Source organism: Streptomyces sp. NPDC058872 (genome assembly GCF_042743065.1).
In the GTDB taxonomy this organism is placed as follows: domain Bacteria; phylum Actinomycetota; class Actinomycetes; order Streptomycetales; family Streptomycetaceae; genus Streptomyces.
On record NZ_JBHYMK010000006.1, the window covers coordinates 120,181 to 137,115 of the forward strand.

General features: G+C 71.7%; 17 protein-coding genes. 7 read left to right on the forward strand and 10 right to left on the reverse strand.

Features of this window, described 5'->3' with window-relative positions; translation table 11 throughout:
* The first annotated feature begins 234 nt into the window (after window positions 1-234).
* Genes ACFW22_RS05640 through ACFW22_RS05650 form a run of 3 tightly spaced genes read left to right on the forward strand, consistent with a single transcriptional unit; the run spans window position 235 to window position 3,805 of the window.
* Entirely contained in the window at window positions 235-759 is a 525-nt protein-coding gene (locus ACFW22_RS05640; RefSeq protein WP_386399306.1) for a PadR family transcriptional regulator, read from the forward strand.
* Window positions 756-1,439, forward strand: a complete 684-nt coding sequence (locus tag ACFW22_RS05645; RefSeq protein WP_386399309.1) for an ABC transporter ATP-binding protein — start codon at window positions 756-758, stop codon at window positions 1,437-1,439. Before ACFW22_RS05640 ends, ACFW22_RS05645 begins: the two co-directional genes overlap by 4 nt.
* Window positions 1,436-3,805, forward strand: a complete 2,370-nt coding sequence (locus ACFW22_RS05650; RefSeq protein WP_386399313.1) for an FtsX-like permease family protein — start codon at window positions 1,436-1,438, stop codon at window positions 3,803-3,805. The genes ACFW22_RS05645 and ACFW22_RS05650 overlap by 4 nt, the downstream gene beginning before the upstream one ends.
* Window positions 3,806-3,927: 122 nt before the next feature.
* On the opposite strand, the gene ACFW22_RS05655 is transcribed toward ACFW22_RS05650, so the two are convergent.
* A complete protein-coding gene (locus ACFW22_RS05655) occupies window positions 3,928-4,881 on the reverse strand; it encodes a hydrogen peroxide-inducible genes activator (RefSeq protein WP_386399315.1) in 954 nt (317 codons plus the stop codon).
* 132 nt (window positions 4,882-5,013) lie between these two features.
* Here ACFW22_RS05655 and ACFW22_RS05660 point away from each other — a divergent pair, with 132 nt between their 5' ends.
* Window positions 5,014-5,568 carry a peroxiredoxin gene (locus tag ACFW22_RS05660; RefSeq protein WP_386399317.1) on the forward strand — a complete coding sequence of 185 codons (555 nt, stop codon included), beginning with the start codon at window positions 5,014-5,016 and terminating at the stop codon, window positions 5,566-5,568.
* Window positions 5,569-5,584: 16 nt separating this feature from the next.
* Entirely contained in the window at window positions 5,585-6,118 is a 534-nt protein-coding gene (locus ACFW22_RS05665) for an alkyl hydroperoxide reductase (protein ID WP_030222466.1), read from the forward strand.
* 49 nt (window positions 6,119-6,167) lie between these two features.
* Here ACFW22_RS05665 and ACFW22_RS05670 read toward each other — a convergent pair whose 3' ends face one another.
* The 5 genes from ACFW22_RS05670 to ACFW22_RS05690 form a co-directional block, all read right to left on the reverse strand.
* The gene (locus tag ACFW22_RS05670; protein WP_386399321.1) at window positions 6,168-6,842 is read right to left on the reverse strand and encodes a hypothetical protein; all 675 of its coding nucleotides are present in this window, start codon (window positions 6,840-6,842) and stop codon (window positions 6,168-6,170) included.
* On the reverse strand, window positions 6,839-8,293 hold the full coding sequence (locus ACFW22_RS05675) for an AI-2E family transporter (protein WP_386399324.1): 1,455 nt from the start codon (window positions 8,291-8,293) through the stop codon (window positions 6,839-6,841). The genes ACFW22_RS05670 and ACFW22_RS05675 overlap by 4 nt, the downstream gene beginning before the upstream one ends.
* A 129-nt stretch (window positions 8,294-8,422) precedes the next feature.
* Complete coding sequence (locus tag ACFW22_RS05680; RefSeq protein WP_386399328.1) at window positions 8,423-9,133, reverse strand: transglycosylase SLT domain-containing protein; 711 nt, start codon at window positions 9,131-9,133, stop codon at window positions 8,423-8,425.
* Between the two features lie 378 nt (window positions 9,134-9,511).
* Window positions 9,512-10,837 carry a PhoH family protein gene (locus ACFW22_RS05685; RefSeq protein WP_384874676.1) on the reverse strand — a complete coding sequence of 442 codons (1,326 nt, stop codon included), beginning with the start codon at window positions 10,835-10,837 and terminating at the stop codon, window positions 9,512-9,514.
* Window positions 10,838-11,166: 329 nt separating this feature from the next.
* Entirely contained in the window at window positions 11,167-11,928 is a 762-nt protein-coding gene (locus ACFW22_RS05690) for an isoprenyl transferase (protein ID WP_384874678.1), read from the reverse strand.
* A 110-nt stretch (window positions 11,929-12,038) separates the two neighbouring features.
* On the opposite strand from ACFW22_RS05690, the gene mgrA reads away from it, so the two are divergent.
* Window positions 12,039-13,076, forward strand: coding sequence for an L-glyceraldehyde 3-phosphate reductase (gene mgrA, locus ACFW22_RS05695; RefSeq protein WP_386399335.1), 1,038 nt, complete (start codon window positions 12,039-12,041; stop codon window positions 13,074-13,076).
* A gap of 322 nt (window positions 13,077-13,398) precedes the next feature.
* On the opposite strand, the gene ACFW22_RS05700 is transcribed toward mgrA, so the two are convergent.
* On the reverse strand, window positions 13,399-14,136 hold the full coding sequence (locus ACFW22_RS05700) for a prepilin peptidase (RefSeq protein ID WP_386399338.1): 738 nt from the start codon (window positions 14,134-14,136) through the stop codon (window positions 13,399-13,401).
* A 124-nt stretch (window positions 14,137-14,260) separates the two neighbouring features.
* Here ACFW22_RS05700 and ACFW22_RS05705 point away from each other — a divergent pair, with 124 nt between their 5' ends.
* The gene (locus ACFW22_RS05705) at window positions 14,261-14,689 is read left to right on the forward strand and encodes a DUF192 domain-containing protein (protein WP_386399341.1); all 429 of its coding nucleotides are present in this window, start codon (window positions 14,261-14,263) and stop codon (window positions 14,687-14,689) included.
* Here ACFW22_RS05705 and ACFW22_RS05710 read toward each other — a convergent pair.
* The 3 genes from ACFW22_RS05710 to ACFW22_RS05720 all read right to left on the reverse strand — a co-directional run bounded on the left by ACFW22_RS05710 (window position 14,661) and on the right by ACFW22_RS05720 (window position 16,773).
* Window positions 14,661-15,761, reverse strand: coding sequence for a hypothetical protein (locus ACFW22_RS05710; RefSeq protein WP_386399344.1), 1,101 nt, complete (start codon window positions 15,759-15,761; stop codon window positions 14,661-14,663). The two genes, ACFW22_RS05705 and ACFW22_RS05710, sit on opposite strands and share 29 nt — an antisense overlap.
* A 30-nt stretch (window positions 15,762-15,791) precedes the next feature.
* A complete protein-coding gene (locus tag ACFW22_RS05715) occupies window positions 15,792-16,166 on the reverse strand; it encodes a hypothetical protein (RefSeq protein WP_386399347.1) in 375 nt (124 codons plus the stop codon).
* A 163-nt stretch (window positions 16,167-16,329) separates the two neighbouring features.
* Window positions 16,330-16,773 carry an ATP-binding protein gene (locus ACFW22_RS05720; RefSeq protein WP_386399350.1) on the reverse strand — a complete coding sequence of 148 codons (444 nt, stop codon included), beginning with the start codon at window positions 16,771-16,773 and terminating at the stop codon, window positions 16,330-16,332.
* Window positions 16,774-16,935: the final 162 nt, after the last annotated feature.

Here is a 16,935-nt window from a genome sequence, read left to right on the forward strand (position 1 = left end):
GCGCCGGATCAGCTCAGCAAGCTAACACCGACGAGACGGACAAAGGACAACCGATCACGTCTTTTCAGGGCGTGAGAATCAGCACCCACGCCCAGAGGAACCGACGCTCCAAAGGCCCCGAGGGTTGCACGAAAGTGTGATTCCGCTTAAGGGACTCCTTGCGGGCGGATCGGAGGGGTCCGGGGCACGACGATCTATACATGACGCGTATACATCGCGCGTATAGTGAGCCACATGTCCATCGGTCACACCCTGCTCGGACTCCTGGAGTCCGGACCGCGCCACGGCTACGACCTCAAGCGCACCTTCGACGAGCGGTTCGGCCAGGACCGACCGCTCCACTACGGCCAGGTCTACTCGACCATGTCCCGGCTCCTGAAGAACGGACTGGTCGTCGTCGACGGCCTCGAAACCGGTGGCGGTCCGGAGCGGAAGCGGTACGCGATCACCGAGGCGGGCATCACCGACGTCGCCCGGTGGCTCGCCACCCCCGAGAAGCCCGAGCCGTACCTCCAGTCCACGCTCTACACCAAGGTCGTCCTGGCCCTGCTCACCGGCCGCGGGGCCGCCGAGATCCTCGACGCCCAACGGGCCGAACACCTGCGCCTGATGCGCGAACTCACCCACCGCAAGCGGACCGGCGACCTCGCCGACCAGCTCATCTGCGACCACGCCCTCTTCCACCTGGAAGCGGACCTGCGCTGGCTGGAACTGACCGCGGCCCGACTCGACGCCCTCTCCCAGGAGCTCCGCCGATGACCTCCGCACCGCTCCTGCGGGCCACCGGCCTGTCCAAGGCCTACGGCCCGACCACGGCGCTCGCGAACGCCGACTTCGCCCTCCGGGCCGGCGAGGTCGTCGCCGTCATGGGCCCCTCCGGCTCCGGCAAGTCCACGCTGCTGCACTGCCTGGCGGGCATCGTGCGCCCCGACGCCGGCACCGTCGACTACGACGGGCGCGAACTGACCGCGCTCTCCGACGGCGCGCGCAGCGCCCTGCGCCGCACCGACTTCGGCTTCGTCTTCCAGTTCGGCCAGCTCGTTCCCGAGCTGACCTGCGTCGAGAACGTCGCCCTCCCGCTGCGGCTGGCCGGCGAGAAGCGCCGGGCCGCCGAGGCCAGGGCGGCCGAGTGGCTGGCCCGCCTGGAGGTCGACGACACCGCCCGCAAGCGCCCCGGCGACATATCCGGCGGCCAGGGCCAGCGCGTCGCCGTCGCCCGGGCCCTGGTCACCTCTCCCCGGGTGATCTTTGCCGACGAGCCGACCGGCGCGCTCGACTCCCTCAACGGGGAGCGGGTGATGCAGCTCCTCACCGACGCCTCCCGGGACACCGGCGCCGCCGTCGTCCTCGTCACCCACGAGGCCCGGGTCGCCGCGTACTCCGACCGCGAGGTGGTCGTGCGGGACGGGGCGGTACGGTCCCCGGAGCGGGCGGCATGAGTCTGCGCTCCCAGGCCCGCGACCTGGCGCTCGGTGCCAGGTTCGCGGTCACCGGAGGCCGCTCCGGCCTGTTCCGCACCCTGCTGACCGCGACCGGCGTCGGCTTCGGCGTGGCCCTGCTGCTCCTCGCCGCTTCGTTCCCGAACATGCTCTTCCAGCGGGAGGTGCGCGAATCGGTCCGTGCCGTCGACGGCAGCCACGAGGTCGCCTCGCCCCGTCCCGATTCCTTCCTGCACCTCGGGCAGACCACCGTCTACCGGGAGGAGGTGATCAGCGGGCTGCTGCTGCGCCCCGAGGGCGGGGCGCCCCCGGTCCCGCCCGGCGCGACGGCGTTCCCCCCGGTGGGCGGCATGCTGGTCTCCCCCGCGCTCGGCGAACTGCTCGACTCCCCCGAAGGCGCCCTCCTCAAGGAACGGCTCCCCTACCGGGTCGTCGGGACGATCGGCGAGGCCGGCCTCATCGGCCCGGCCGAGCTGCGCTACGTCGCGCACGTCGACTTCCTCGACCGGGAGAACTACGACGGACGCGGCATCCGGTACGGCTGGTCGGTGCCCGAGGAGCCGATGAACGCCTTGCTGGTCCTCCTCGTCGTCGTCGCCTGCGTCGTCCTGCTCCTCCCGGTGCTCGTCTTCGTCGCGACCGCCGTCCGGTTCGGCGGCGAGCAGCGCGACCGGCGGCTCGCCGCGCTCCGGCTGATCGGCGCGGACGGCGCCATGACCCGGCGGATCGCGGCCGGCGAGTCCCTCGCGGGCGCGCTCCTCGGCCTGCTGGTGGGCACCGGGCTCTTCGCGGCGGCCCGGCAGTTCGCCGGCTCCTTCACCCTCTGGGACGTCAACGCCTACCCCGGCGACGTCGTGCCGATGACGACGCTGGCCGTGCTCGTCCTCGCCGTCGTCCCGGTCGCCTCCGTCGTGGTCACCCTCTTCGCCCTGCGCGGGGTCGCGATCGAGCCCCTGGGGGTCGTCCGGACCTCGACCCCGCGCCGCCGCAGGCTGTGGTGGCGACTGCTGCTCCTCGCGGCCGGTGCGGCCGTCCTCGCGCCCCTCGTCGGCGCGGTGCAGCCGTCGCGGACCGACATCGACGCCGTGGGGGTCGTGACCGGCACCGCACTCGTCCTGATCGGCCTCACCGCGCTCCTGCCGTGGCTCGTCGAGTTCGGCGTGAAGCGGCTGCACGCGGGACCGGTGGCCTGGCAACTCGCGGTCCGCAGGCTCCAGCTGAGCAGCGGCACGGCGGCCCGTGCGGTGAGCGGCGTCGTCGTCGCGGCGGCCGGGGCGATCGCGCTCCAGATGCTCTTCCAGGCGATGGAGGGCGACTTCACGGAGTACACGGGCGAGGACACCTCCCGCGCCCAGCTCGCGATCGGCCTCGACGCCCGGACCGGTGACGAGGCCCGTCGGATGATCGAACGCGTCGCGGGGACCCGGGGGGTCGCCGGCGCGGTCGGCACCGTCGAGTCGCAGGCGTGGCGGCCCGGACCGCTGCGGGGGAGCGAGGAGTTCGCCCCGACGACCTCGCTCAGGGTCGGCGACTGCGCCTCCCTCCGGGAGTTCGCGACGCTCCCCTCCTGTGCGGACGGCGACGTCTTCGTGCTCCTCGCGCACGGCGCCCAGGGCAGCCCGGACGACGCCTGGATCACCCGGGCGGCCCGCCCCGGCGCCACGGTCGCCCTGCGGGACCCGCATCCGCACCCGAGCGCCCCGAAGCGCCCGGAGGGCCGACCGCCGCAGTGGCGGATCCCCGCCGACGCCCGGTGGGTGGACTCCCGCCCGGACCCGACGGGCCGCCACCAGTACGGAGTGCTCGCCACCCCGTCGTCGATCGACGTGGCCCGGCTCGACGGGCCCGACGCACAGATCATGGTGCGGCTCGACCCGAGCGTGCCCGACGCCGCCGACCTGGTGCGGAACGCGGCAGCGGACATCGATCCGACCTCCTGGGTCCGCACCCTCGAAAACACCCAGCGCGACGCGGCCTTCTCCAGCGTCCGCACCGGCATCCTCGTCGGTTCCACCCTGACGATGCTCCTGGTCGCCGCTTCGCTCCTGGTCACCACCGTGGAGCAGCTCAGGGACCGCAAGCGGCTGCTCTCCTCGCTGGTCGCCTTCGGCACCCGGCGGTCGACCCTGATCTGGTCGGTGCTGTGGCAGACGGCGGTGCCCGTCCTCCTCGGGCTGGCCCTCGCCGTGGTGGGCGGACTCGGTCTCGGGGGCCTGCTGCTGGAGACGAGCGGTCAGGGGGTCCGGGACTGGTGGGCGTTCCTGCCGGTCGTCGGGATCGGCCTCGGGCTGATCGCCGCCGTGACGCTGCTGAGCGTGCCGGCGCTGTGGCGGCTGATGCGGGCGGACGGGCTGCGCACGGAGTAACCCTCCGTCCACACGTACGAGAAGGGCGTCGGGCACTGTCCCCGGGACGGGGCCCGGCACCCTTCGCCCGTGCGGGTCCGGGCCCGTGCGGGTCCGGGCCCGTCGTGCCCCGGGGCACGGGGTCAGGCCCCGTCCTCCGCCAGTCTGACCGGCAGCCGCTTCATCGCCCCGCGCAGGGCCCGTGCCAGTTCCGTGAACTCGGCCTGCCGGGCCGCTCCCGTCCGCATCGCGAGGGCGATCCGTCGCGAGGGGGCCGGTGCGTCGAAGGAGCCGGTGCGGAGGGCGGTGTTGCGGGCGGTCTCGATGGTCACGGCGGTGCGGGGCAGCAGCGTGACCCCGAGTCCGCCCGCGACCAGTTGGACCAGCGTGGAGAGCCCGGCGGCGGTGGTGGTGACCTCGGCGCCGTCGGTGCGGCCGGCCTCCCGGCAGATGTCGAGGGCCTGGTCGCGCAGGCAGTGCCCTTCGTCGAGGAGCAGCAGCCGGAGCTCCTTGAGCACCTCGCGCGGGATGTCCTGCCGCCCGGCCAGCTCGTGGTCCTGTGGGGTGACCAGGACGAAGTCCTCCTCGAAGAGGGGGACTTCGGTGACCCCGGACACTCCGAGCGGCACCGCGAGCAGCAGCAGGTCGAGGCGCCCGGCGGCGAGCCCCTCCAGGAGCGAGGAGGTCTGCTCCTCGTGGACCTGGAGGTCGAGTTCGGGGTAGCGGTGGTGGACGAGCCGGAGCACCGTCGGCAGCAGATAGGGGGCGACGGTCGGGATCACGCCGAGCCGGAGGACGCCGGTGAAGGGGGCCTGCGCGGCCTCGGCCTCCTCCATCAGTTCGGCGACCGCGTCGAGGACCGCCCGGGCGCGGACCGCGAGCCGCTCCCCCGCGGGCGAGAGCAGCACCTTCCGCGTCGTACGCTCAAGGAGCTGGACACCGAGTGCCTCTTCGAGGGCCGAAACCGCGCCCGAGAGGGCGGGCTGGCTCATGCCGATGGCGGCTGCCGCATCGCGGAAGTGCAGATGCTCGGCGACCGCAGCGAACGCCCTGAGCTGCGAGAGGCTCGGCTGCTTGGTACGCCGAACGGAAACCACTGATAACCACCTTCGATCAACTCGACCGAGTCTAGCTATTTCACTGATCAATGCACCCCGTGCCAGGATGTGAGACGTCCAACCCCCACGGAAGACCCCAAAAGGGACCCTTCCTTTCCGCAAGGAGAGCGCGTGCTCACTGTCGGTGACAAGTTCCCCGCCTACGACCTGACCGCCTGCGTGTCGCTGGAGAGCGGCAAGGAGTTCGAGCAGATCGACCACAAGTCCTACGAGGGCAAGTGGCGCGTGGTGTTCTTCTGGCCGAAGGACTTCACCTTCGTCTGCCCGACCGAGATCGCCGCGTTCGGCAAGCTGAACGACGAGTTCGCCGACCGCGACGCCCAGATCCTCGGCGTCTCGGGCGACTCCGAGTTCGTCCACCACGCCTGGCGGAAGGACCACGCCGACCTGCGCGACCTGCCCTTCCCGATGCTGGCCGACTCGAAGCACGAGCTCATGCGCGACTGCGGCGTCGAGGGCGAGGACGGCTTCGCCCAGCGCGCCGTCTTCATCGTGGACCCGAACAACGAGATCCAGTTCACCATGGTGACCGCCGGCTCCGTCGGCCGTAACCCCAAGGAGGTCCTGCGGGTCCTCGACGCCCTGCAGACCGACGAGCTGTGCCCGTGCAACTGGAACAAGGGCGAGACCACCCTTGACGCCGCCGCGCTGCTCTCGGGCGAGTAAGGGCGAGTGATCTGACATGGCTCTCGACGAACTGAAGTCCGCCATACCGGACTTCGCCAAGGACCTGAAGCTGAACCTCGGTTCGGTCATCGGCAACAGCGACCTGCCGCAGCAGCAGCTGTGGGGCACCGTGCTCGCCTGCGCGATCGCCTCGCGCTCGCCGAAGGTGCTCAAGGAACTGGAGCCCGAGGCCCAGGCGAACCTGAAGCCCGAGGCGTACCAGGCAGCCAAGTCCGCCGCCGCGATCATGGCGATGAACAACGTCTTCTACCGGACCCGGCACCTGCTGTCGGACCCCGAGTACGGGACGATGCGCGCCGGTCTGCGGATGAACGTCATCGGCAACCCGGGCGTCGAGAAGGTCGACTTCGAGCTGTGGTCGCTGGCCGTCTCCGCGATCAACGGCTGCGGCCAGTGCCTGGACTCGCACGAGCAGGTCCTGCGCCAGGCCGGTGTCGACCGTGCCACCATCCAGGAGGCCGTGAAGATCGCCGCGGTGATCCAGGCGGTCGGCGTCACGCTGGACGCCGAAGCGGTGCTCGCCGAGTAGGGCGGGGCCGTACGAGGAGGGCCCGGGGCGCACGCCCCGGGCCCTTCTGTCACTTCTTGAGCGCCGCGATGACGTCCTGCATGTCCTGGGTCATCGGAACGTCGAGCCCGGACATGTCCATCGGCGCCACGGGGTCGACCGGATTGCCGCTCGCGTCCACCTCGTACTCCCGGTAGAGCATCAGCTCGATGACGACCTGTCCGTCGAGCACCCGGAGCTCGCCGCCGTCGTCGCCGTGCTGGGCGAGGAAGGCCATCTCCCCGAGGCCGGCGACGGGCTTGGAGAAGCCGTGGTAGTTCGCCCGTACGGAGAACTCGGGGCCGGGGTCCGTCATCCTGTGCAGGGTGTACCGGACGGAGGCGCTGTACCTCGGCGCGGAGGACCCGAAGGTGATCATGCAGGAGCTCTCGTACAGGGCCGGGTCGTCCATGACGGACTGGTCGCCGGCCGCGGTCCGCGCGCCGAAGACGCCGGCGAGCGCCTTGAGCTCGGACGCCTCGCAGAGGTTCGTTTCCGCGGTGTACCCGCCCAGGTCCGGTCCGCTCTCCGCGCGCTGCCCGTACGCGTAGAGACCGCCGCCCCACAGTGCCGAGGCGAGCACCGCACCGCCGAGGGCCCACTGCCAGGGAGGGCGCGTGCGCTGCCTGCGGGGGGACGGGGCGGCGTCGAGCACCTCGGGGGCGTCGAGCGGTTCGCCCCCCACCAGCTCCGGCTCGGATATCACGTGCGCTCCCCCTCGACGGCGCCCGGCGCGGGGACCGGCGCCACGGCGAAGGCCGTCGCCCCGCGCGGCTCCGGGGTGCTGCGCAGCGCCTGCTCGGTGCTGTAGGCGCGCAGATAGCCGACGACGGTGTTGACGACGGCGACCAGCGGGACGGCGACGACGGCGCCACCGATGCCCGCGGTGAGTCCGCCGGCCGCGACGGCGAGGACGACGGCCAGCGGGTGGACCCGCACCGCACGGCCGAGGATGAACGGCTGGAGGACGTGGCCCTCGATCTGCTGCACGGCGAGGACGACGAGCAGCACCATCAGCGAGATGAAGAAGCCGTTGGTGACGAGGGCGACGACGACCGCGAGGGCGCCCGAGATGACGGCGCCGACCAGCGGGATGAAGGCGAAGAGGAAGATGAAGACGGCCAGCGGCACCGCCATCGGCACGTCGAGGAACCAGAGCCCGAGGCCGATGAAGACGGCGTCGATCAGGGCGACGAGGACCGTGCCGCGGACGTAGGCGGTGAGGGTGCGCCAGGCCCGCGGACCGGCGCCGGCGACGCCCGGCCGGGCCTGGGCGGGGACCAGCTTGAGCGTCCATTCCCAGACCCGCTTCCCATCGTAGAGCAGGAAGAGCGTCGAGAACATGGCGAGCAGGACGCCGGTGAGGGTCTCGACGACGACGGTGACGCCCTGCAGCCCGACCTGGGTGATCTGTTCGGCGTTGGTGCCGACGGAGTCGCTCAGGTTCTTGGCGATGCCGTTGATCTGCTGCTCGGTGACGTGGAAGGGGCTGTTGAGGAGGCCCCGCTTGAGTTCCTCGATGCCGTTCCTGACCTGGTCGGACAGGTTGTCGATGTTGTCCATGACCTGCCAGACCACGAACCAGCCGACCAGTCCCATGACCACGAAGCCGGAGACGGCGGTGACGGCGGTGGCGAGCCCGCGGGGCAGGCCCTTCCGACGGAGCAGCGCGACGGTGGGTTGGAGCAGGGCGGTGATGAGGAGGGCGGCGACGAAGGCGAGGACGACCAGCTGCACGGAGCTGATCACCTTCATCAGCACCCAGACCGTGCCGGCGAGGACGAGCAGCCGCCACCCCGCCTCGGCCGCCACCCGCATGCCCCAGGGGATGGCGTCGACGGGATCGGGGCGGGCCGCGACGGTCGGGGGGTACGCGGGGGGCACGGGCACGGAGCGGTCCGGCCCCGCGGGGTCCCCCTCCCCCGCGGCGACGGCTCCGGCGGCCGGGAGCGGGGCCGGGGCGTCCGGGGCGGGGCCCGACCGGGGAAGCGCGACTGCGGGTACGGGCGGGGGTTCGTACGCGATGGTGTCCGGAGTCACGTACGGCGGCCCGAGCGGATCGTTTCGCTCCGCTTCGGCCCGTCGTTCGTCGAGGCGCTTGCCCATGTGACTCAGGCCCGCGCCCAGCCGGCCCAGCCACCCTGGCACTCTGGACATCTCTTCCTTCTTCCCCCCGCTCGCTCTTCCCCGTTCACCCAGGGAAGCCCGTGGGTCTCTCGACGGTACATGCAAGGAGCCCCCCACCGTAGGACGGCGGGAGGCTCCCCGAGGTTGAGCGCGCTGGGGCTAGTACCAGCGGTTGGCCTGCCAGAACGACCAGGCGCCACAAGGGCTGCCGTAGCGGCCGTCCATGTAGTTGAGGCCCCACTTGATCTGGGTGGCGGGGTTGGTCTGCCAGTCCGCACCGGCCGAGGACATCTTGTAGCCGGGGAGGGCCTGGACGAGGCCGTAGGCGCCCGACGACGGGTTGGTGGCGCGGTAGTTCCAGCCGGACTCGTGGTCCACGATGTTGCTGAAGCACTGGAACTGGTCGGCCGGGATCATCTGCCGGGCCATCGCCTTGACCTCGGCGATGCTGTACGACCCCTGGGCGGCGAAGGAGGAGGCGTCACGGACCGCGGAGCGGCTCGCGCGCTCCTCGGCCTCCTTGCGCTCCTTCTCGGCCTTCGCCTCGGCAGCGGCCTTGTCGGCCGCTTCCTTCTTCTCCTCGGCGTCCTTGGCGGCGCGGATGCGGGCCGCTTCCTCCGCGGACTTCTTCGCGGCCGAGTCGGCCGCGGCGGCCTGCACGTCGGCCTGCTCCGACAGGGAGGCGACCTGTACCTGGGCCTGCTCCCCCGCGGGGATGTCCGCGAGCAGCGTGGTGTCGGCCGCGGTGGCCTCGAAGTTGTCGTCCGAAGCCTGCGCGGCATTGCCCGAGGCGACGCCGACGACGGCGCCGACGGTGGTGACCGCAGTGGCCGAAGCCACCGCGAATCCCCGGACCGAGATCCGGCTCACACGGTTTCCTTCCAGCACGCCCGCACAGGTGACCACACGGGCGAAATCTTGCCCCTGGCACTGGTCTCCGACGTAACGGGTCACAGGAGACGCGGGCCCGTGGTGCTGTGGGCGGCATACGGCGGACGGCTGTGGAGTTGTGTGGTGCGTTGCGCACCCCTGAGGGTGCACCTGTGCCGTATGCGGGGCCTGACGGAAGCAAGACTCTGCCGGACGGCGACACCGCAAGGCAATTCTGCGTTGCGTGTGAAAGCTCACATCTCGGCGGACGCAGGTGTTTTGACGAATCGGGCGGACAGCAGTGCGCCACCCGACTAAGCTCCTCCGCTTTGCCGGGTGGCGCCAACTCCCACACCTAGACGAAAAGGTGTGAATCGGTCAGACCTGACCGTCCTCCAGCATCTCCGTCACGAGCGCGGCGATCTGCGAGCGCTCGGAACGGGTGAGCGTGACGTGGGCGAAGAGCGGATGCCCCTTCAGCTTCTCGACCACGGCGACGACTCCGTCGTACCGACCGACCCGGAGGTTGTCCCGCTGGGCGACGTCATGGGTCAACACCACCCGGGAATTCGCACCAATGCGGGACAGAACGGTCAGGAGGACATTGCGTTCCAGGGACTGTGCCTCGTCCACGATGACGAAGGCGTCGTGGAGCGAACGGCCCCGGATGTGGGTGAGCGGCAGGACCTCCAGCATCCCGCGCCCGAGGACCTCCTCGATCACCTCCCGGCCCGCGACCGAGGACAGGGTGTCGAAGACGGCCTGGGCCCAGGGGCTCATCTTCTCGGCCTCGCTGCCGGGCAGATAGCCGAGCTCCTGTCCGCCGACCGCGTACAGCGGCCGGAAGACCATCACCTTCTGGTGCTGACGGCGCTCCAGGACCGCTTCCAGGCCGGCGCAGAGCGCGAGCGCGGACTTGCCGGTGCCGGCCCGGCCGCCCATCGAGATGATGCCGACGTCCGGGTCGAGCAGCAGGTCGAGCGCGATCCGCTGCTCGGCGCTGCGGCCCCGGAGCCCGAAGGCCTCCCGGTCGCCGCGGACCAGCCGGACGTTCCCCTCGGGGGTGACCCGGCCCAGCGCCTTGCCGCGCTCGGACTGGAGGACCAGGCCGGTGTGGACCGGAAGCCCGGCGGCCTCCGGCACGTACAGCGATTCCTGGCCGTAGAGCAGGTCGATCTGGTCCGCGGAGAGGGCCAGCTCGGACATGCCGGTCCAGCCGTTGGCGTCCGTGATGGCCAACTCGGCCCGGTACTCCTCCGCGAGGAGGCCGACCGAAGAGGCCTTGATGCGCAGCGGCAGGTCCTTGGAGACGACCGTGACGTCGTACCCCTCCGCCTGGAGGTTGCGCGCGACCGCGAGGATCCGTGAGTCGTTGTCCCCCAACCGGTAGCCGGCGGGCAGGACGCCGGGGTCGGAATGGTTGAGCTCGACACGCAGGGTGCCGCCCAGGTCCCCGATGGGGAGCGGGGCGTCCAGGCGCCCGTACCGGACCCGGAAGTCGTCGAGCAGGCGCAGCGCCTGCCGGGCGAAGTAGCCGAGCTCGGGGTGGTGCCGTTTGGCCTCGAGCTCCGTCACCACGACGATCGGGAGCACCACCTCGTGTTCCTCGAAGCGCGAGACGGCATTGGGGTCGGCCAGCAGGACGCTGGTGTCGAGAACATAGGTGCGCCGGTCGGAAAGGCGGCGCTTCGTGCTGGTCACCACGGAAGGACAGACCCCCTCTGAAGACCCCTGTGAGGTCGGGGTGCGACGGAACCGGTGTCGCTGCGGAATGGGACCGGGTTCAGGCCGCGCTGCGCGGGCCGAACCTCGGCCCTCCGCTTCTTCCGTACGTGTCCCGCACGGTCGTCCTGGTGCAAGGGGCCTCCCGGGTGGCGGTCTCCGTGCCGCTCACTTCACCAGGGATATGCCCTCGAACACCCGCTGCCATGCCATGGCATATGACGACGTGTTCATGAACACGAGGTGATCGGTTCCGACCGGAAACTTCCGGCCGGAGGTCGGGCGTCCGGAGGTCGGGGCGTCCGGAGGGCTCAGGTTCCGTAGCGCCGGTGCCGGGCCGCGTAGTCCCGCAGCGCCCGCAGGAAGTCGACCTTGCGGAAGGCCGGCCAGTGGACCTCGCAGAAGTAGTACTCGGAATGGGCGCTCTGCCACAGCATGAACCCGGACAGGCGCTGTTCACCGCTGGTGCGGATCACCAGGTCGGGATCGGGCTGGCCGCGGGTGTAGAGGTGCTCCGAGATGTGCTCGACGTCGACGGTCTCGGCGAGCTCCTCGACGCTCGTCCCCCGCTCCGCGTGCTCCAGGAGCAGCGAGCGGACCGCGTCCGCGATCTCCTGCCGGCCGCCGTAGCCCACGGCGACGTTGACCAGTATCCCGGTGTTGGTCCGGGTGGCCTCCTCGGCCTCCTTCAGCACCGACTGCGTGCGGGCGGGCAGCAGGTCGAGCGTGCCGACGTGGTGGACCCGCCACCTGCCGTCGGCGGCCAGCGCGCGCACCGCGTTCTCGATGATGCCGAGCAGCGGGACGAGCTGCTCCTCGGGGCGGTTCAGGTTGTCCGTGGAGAGCATCCAGAGCGTGACGACCTCGACGTCCGTCTCGGCGCACCAGCCGAGCAGCTCCTGGATCTTGTCCGCGCCGGCCTTGTGTCCCTGCTCGGGCGTTCCGCCGGAGGCCTTCGCCCAGCGACGGTTCCCGTCGAGGATCACCCCGATGTGCTTGGGCACCTGGGCATGGTCGAGGCGGCCTTCCACCCGGCGCGCGTAGAGCCCGTACACCAGGTCTCGCAGGTTCACTGTTCTTTACCCCTCCATGCAGTGTCGGCCCCCGAGGGCGCCAGACTACTGCGCACGGGCGACGGGCTCCCAGCCCGGGACTGTCACAAGTCCGTGATAAGCAGAGATACGTGACTGATTCCCCCCTGTACCGTGCCGCCCCGGACCGCTACGACGCCATGGAGTACCGCCGCACCGGCCGCAGCGGCCTCAAGCTGCCGGCCGTCTCCCTCGGTCTCTGGCACAACTTCGGCGACGACCGCGCGCTCGAATCCCAGCGCGCGATCCTGCGCCGCGCCTTCGACCTCGGCGTCACCCACTTCGACCTGGCGAACAACTACGGGCCGCCGCCCGGCTCCGCCGAGCTGAACTTCGGCAAGCTCTTCGCCCAGGACTTCGCGCCCTACCGGGACGAGCTGATCGTCTCCACGAAGGCCGGCTACCTGATGCACCCCGGGCCGTACGGCGAGTGGGGCTCCCGCAAGTACCTGATGTCCTCGCTCGACGCCTCGCTCAAGCGGATGGGCCTCGACTACGTCGACATCTTCTACTCGCACCGCTTCGACCCGCACACGCCGCTCGAGGAGACCATGGGGGCGCTGGCCTCCGCGGTGCAGCAGGGCAAGGCGCTGTACGTCGGCGTCTCCTCGTACAACAGCGAGCAGACCGCCGAGGCCGCAGGGCTCCTCAAGGAGATGGGCGTCCCGGCGCTCATCCACCAGCCCTCGTACTCGATGATCAACCGCTGGACCGAGGAGGACGGCCTCCTCGACACCCTGGAGGCGGCCGGCATGGGCTGCATCTCCTTCGTGCCGCTCGCCCAGGGGCTGCTCACCAACAAGTACCTGAAGGGCATCCCGGAGGGTTCGCGGGCCACCCAGGGCAAGTCCCTCGACCCGAACCTGCTCTCCGACGAGGTGCTGCGGCGCCTGCGCGGCCTCGCCGACATCGCCGAGCGGCGCGGGCAGTCCCTCGCCCAGCTGGCGCTGGCGTGGGTGCTGCGGGACGAGCGGATGACCTCGGCCCTGATCGGCGCCTCCAGCGTCGCCCAGCTGGAGGAGAACGTGGCCGCGCTCGCCGGCCCGCCGCTGACGGACGAGGAGCTCAAGGAGATCGACTCCTTCGCCGTCGACACCGCCGGCACGAACATCTGGGCCGGCCGGGGCTGACGCCGCCGGAGGCACCGGACGGGGGAAAAGAAAAACGGGCCGGTCCGTGGGGGGGATACGGACCGGCCCGAGGGGGGGGTTTCCACCATAACCCTTCATTAGTCGTGCTGCGTGCCACGCGCGCCGAACGAAGTGCCTCGAATTGCTGGAATCCCAGGCGTCACAAGGGTTCTGGGGCCGTGTGGCGGGTTTGCGCCCCGGCGTGGCGGCGGAGTTCCGTCCCCCCGAAGAGGGACCCGCCCGGAGGGGCACGCCGTTGACGCGGGAGGAGCTCCGAGGGGCGTTCGGCCAGGTCGGGGGCCGGAGGGGCGCGGCCGGAGCGTCAGGGAACGGCGGTGAACGCTCCCAGCGCGAGGCCCAACAGGCCGCCGGTGAGCATGAAGGGGCCGAAGGGGATCGCCGAGGAGCGGTCGGCCCTCCGCAGCAGGACGAGACCGAAGCCGTACACCGCGCCGAGCAGGAAACCCGCGAACGCCCCCAGGAAGAGCACCCCCCAGCCGTACCAGCCGAGGGCGGCGCCCAGGGGAAGCGCCAGTTTCACGTCGCCGAGACCGAGGCCGCCCGGATTGATCAGGGCCAGCACCCCGTAGGCCCCGCCGAGGACGAGACCGCCGAGCAGCGCATGGGTCCAGGAGCCGGCGCCGTACGGGAGGAGCGCGGCACCCCCGAGGAGCAGCGGAACGGCCGCGGCGAGCGGCAGCGTCACCCCGTCCGGCAAGCGGTGGACCCGGACGTCCACACAGGCGAGGAGGACCGCGAAGGGTGCGCAGAGCCACCAGACCACCAGCTCGGGCCGGGGGCCGCCGGTGGCGGCGGCGAGCACGGCGCAGGCAGCGGCGGTGAGCAGCGGCGCGAGCAACGGGCTCGTGGTGGTGGCACAGGCCCGCCGTCCGGGAGCACCGAGCCAGCCCCGGCCCGGCCCGACGAGCGGGTGGCCGTCCGGACAGCGTTCCCGCCACGGCTCCTCCGGCTCCACGGAGAGCCGGTACGCGGCCCGGGGCACGAACAGCCCGGCGGCGGCTCCCCACAGGGCGGCGACGACGATCAGCGTGGCGTACACGGGGCAGACCCTAGTGGTGCGCCCTCCCCGGTGAGCCGCCCCGCGTCGAAGACGGTCCGGGGCGACCGCGCCCCGGACGACGGCGGGGTGCCCGCACCGGGGCCCTGCCGGTACGGTCGGGCGCATGGGGAAATGGGTGGACGGGACGGGGACCTTGACCGTGCCCGACGGTGCGGACGTCAAGCTGGAGGTGGCGGCCTCATACCGGGCACGCCGGCGGGGGCTGCTGGGGCGGACCGGGATCACCGGGGCCCTGCTCATCGTGCGGACGAACAGCGTGCACACCTTCGGCATGCGGTTCCCGATCGACGTGGCCCACCTGGACGGCTCGTTCACGGTCCGGTCCGTGGTCACCATGCGGCCGGGACGGCTCGGCATGCTCCGCCCGCTCGGTCGGCACGTCCTGGAGGCGGAGGCCGGCGCCATGGCCGGCTGGGGACTCCGTCCGGGGGTGCGGGTGCGCGTGGCCGTCGCGCAGGGGCGCCCGCTCGCGGAGGCGCCGCTCCTCACGGAGGACCCACTCCTCACGGAGGGCCCGGACCGAGCAGGGTGAAGGCCCCGTACCAGGCGGAGGCGAGCGCGAGCCCCGCGAGGACCGGCACGGCGGTGCGGGTCCGCACCCGGGCGAGGGCCGCGGCCGGCGGGAGCAGCAGTCCGAACGCCGGCATCATCAGGCGCGGTCGGGAACCGAAGTAGGCGGCCCCGACGAGGGAGACCAGGACGACGCCGACCGTGTAGACGAGCAGCGGCAACGGCTGCCGCTGCCGTACGCACAGGACGACGAGCCAGCCGAGCAGGGCGAGCGCCGCCCCCAGGCCGAGGGCGGCCGGCCACGGCAGGCCCACGATGAAGAGGGCCAGGGCGACCCCGCCGTCGATGGAGTTGCCCCAGGCCGCCTGCACGTCGAAGTAGCCCGTCGGGCTGCCCTCCCGCACCCCGACGTAGGCGACGTGACCGAGCCAGCCCAGCGGGGCGATGAGCACTCCGGCCACCGTCCGCGGGGGCAACCGCCGCTCGTCCGCGAAGGCGAGGAGGGCCGTGATGCCGAGGGCGGCGATCAGCGCCACGGCGGTCGGACGGGTGAGTCCGGCCGCCGCGCAGAGCGCTCCGGCGAGGATCCAGCGCCCGCGCAGCACCGCGTACAAGGACCAGGCGGCGAAGGCCGTGAACAGCGTCTCGGTGTACGCCATCGACTGCACGAAGGCGGTCGGGTACACCCCCCAGAGCACCGCGAGCAGCACGCCCGCGCGGGGACCGGCGACCCGTGCCCCGCAGCGGTGGATGCCCCAGGCGGCGGCGAGCCCCGCGGTCCAGGAGACCAGCAGCCCGGCGGTGGCCGCATCGACCGGGAGCACCGCGGACAGGCCGCGCTCCAGCAGCGGGAGGAGCGGGAAGAAGGCGAGGTCGGAGTGGACGTCGCCGTTCGGCAGGGTCGTCGCGTACCCGTAGCCGTGCTCGGCGATCCGCACGTACCAGACGGAGTCCCAGCGCCCGCTGAGCCGGTGCAGCCCGTCCTCACCGGTCGCACCGGCGGCGAGCACGAGGACCAGGAGGCCGACGAGCCGGGTGAGGGCATAGCCGCCGAGGGCGACGAGGGTGGGCCGATCGGGCCTGGTCAGGGGCATGCGCCTGATTATCCCGAGCGGTGTCAGCCGTCAGCCGAGGGGTCTTATCCGGACGAACTTCGCCGCCATGACGGGACCGAGCTGATGGACGATCGCGTGCCCGGGCTCGTGCGGCGAGGGCAGGTCGCCGAGGAAGGACGTCACGATCACCTCGTCGATGTCGAGGACGCCGCGCGCGCTCTGCTCCTCCAGGAACGCCAGCGTGCGGCGCCAGTCGGCCGCACCCGGAGCCTCCCCGAGGAAGGAGCGGACGGTGTCCTGGACGACGTCCCAGAAGAACACGTGCGGCAGGACGTCGCCCTGACGGAAGACATGGGTCTCGTACGCGCCCCTGAACTCCGGGATGCGGGTGATGAGATCGCTGACCAGTTGGACGCTGGGGGTCGTGTTCGGAATCGCCGCCATCTCTCCAGAATGCTCCTGTCCGACACCTACGTCCCGCCGGATTTGCATTTTCCTGGCGCCGTCTTTCGCCGCGTTTTCCCCAAGGGGCGCCAAGTGCCCCCCTTCCGTGGCCGCTTGGGCGTATGTACGAATGCGCGACCGGCGCCGGGAACGACAGCCCCGCCTAGCGGGGCAGTACGACCCAGGACTTCGTCCCCCGGTGCGGCGGGCGGGCCTCGACGGTGCCCCACTTCCCGCCCCAGTCGTCGACGACGGCCGCCAGCAACCACAGGGACCGGCGGCGGCGTTCGACACAGCGCCCCTCGTCCCCGGGGTCCCGGTGGCGGGGGTGCTGGTCCCAGAGGAGCAACCGCAGGGCGCCCTCGCGATGACGGAGGAAGAGGTGCACGTCCTCGCCGGGGCCGAGCCGGACGGCCGTCGCGATCAGTTCGGTGACCGCGAGTTGGGCGGGTGGCGCATGCCGGTCGAGCCCGTGGGCACGGAGCACGGACCGCACGACGGCACGCGCGACGCCCGCACTGCCGGGGCCCCCGGGAAGCGTGAGCCCGTACGCGAACCCGGGCGGGGCCGCGGACGGGGGCACACCCCCGGCGGAAGGTGCGGTCACGGGACAGAGGGTGGTGCGGAAGGACGGCGACACGGCGGACTCCCTGAGGGGTGAGGAGTGGACCTCGCTGGATTCGTTCAGCACGTGGATCTCGCTTCTCGCGCACAAGTGGCCCACGGGGTCGCGGAGTCGAGTGGTGGCATGTCTCCCTGACGCGGGACC

Bases quoted from the DNA above. Each gene is read 5' to 3' on its own strand.
- ACFW22_RS05640 (WP_386399306.1), top strand. From the start codon at position 235: ATGTCCATCGGTCACACCCTGCTCGGACTCCTGGAGTCCGGACCGCGC.
- ACFW22_RS05645 (WP_386399309.1), top strand. From the start codon at position 756: ATGACCTCCGCACCGCTCCTGCGGGCCACCGGCCTGTCCAAGGCCTAC.
- ACFW22_RS05650 (WP_386399313.1), top strand. From the start codon at position 1,436: ATGAGTCTGCGCTCCCAGGCCCGCGACCTGGCGCTCGGTGCCAGGTTC.
- ACFW22_RS05665 (WP_030222466.1), top strand. From the start codon at position 5,585: ATGGCTCTCGACGAACTGAAGTCCGCCATACCGGACTTCGCCAAGGAC.
- ACFW22_RS05675 (WP_386399324.1), bottom strand. From the start codon at position 8,293: ATGTCCAGAGTGCCAGGGTGGCTGGGCCGGCTGGGCGCGGGCCTGAGT.
- ACFW22_RS05705 (WP_386399341.1), top strand. From the start codon at position 14,261: ATGGGGAAATGGGTGGACGGGACGGGGACCTTGACCGTGCCCGACGGT.
- ACFW22_RS05710 (WP_386399344.1), bottom strand. From the start codon at position 15,761: ATGCCCCTGACCAGGCCCGATCGGCCCACCCTCGTCGCCCTCGGCGGC.
- ACFW22_RS05715 (WP_386399347.1), bottom strand. From the start codon at position 16,166: ATGGCGGCGATTCCGAACACGACCCCCAGCGTCCAACTGGTCAGCGAT.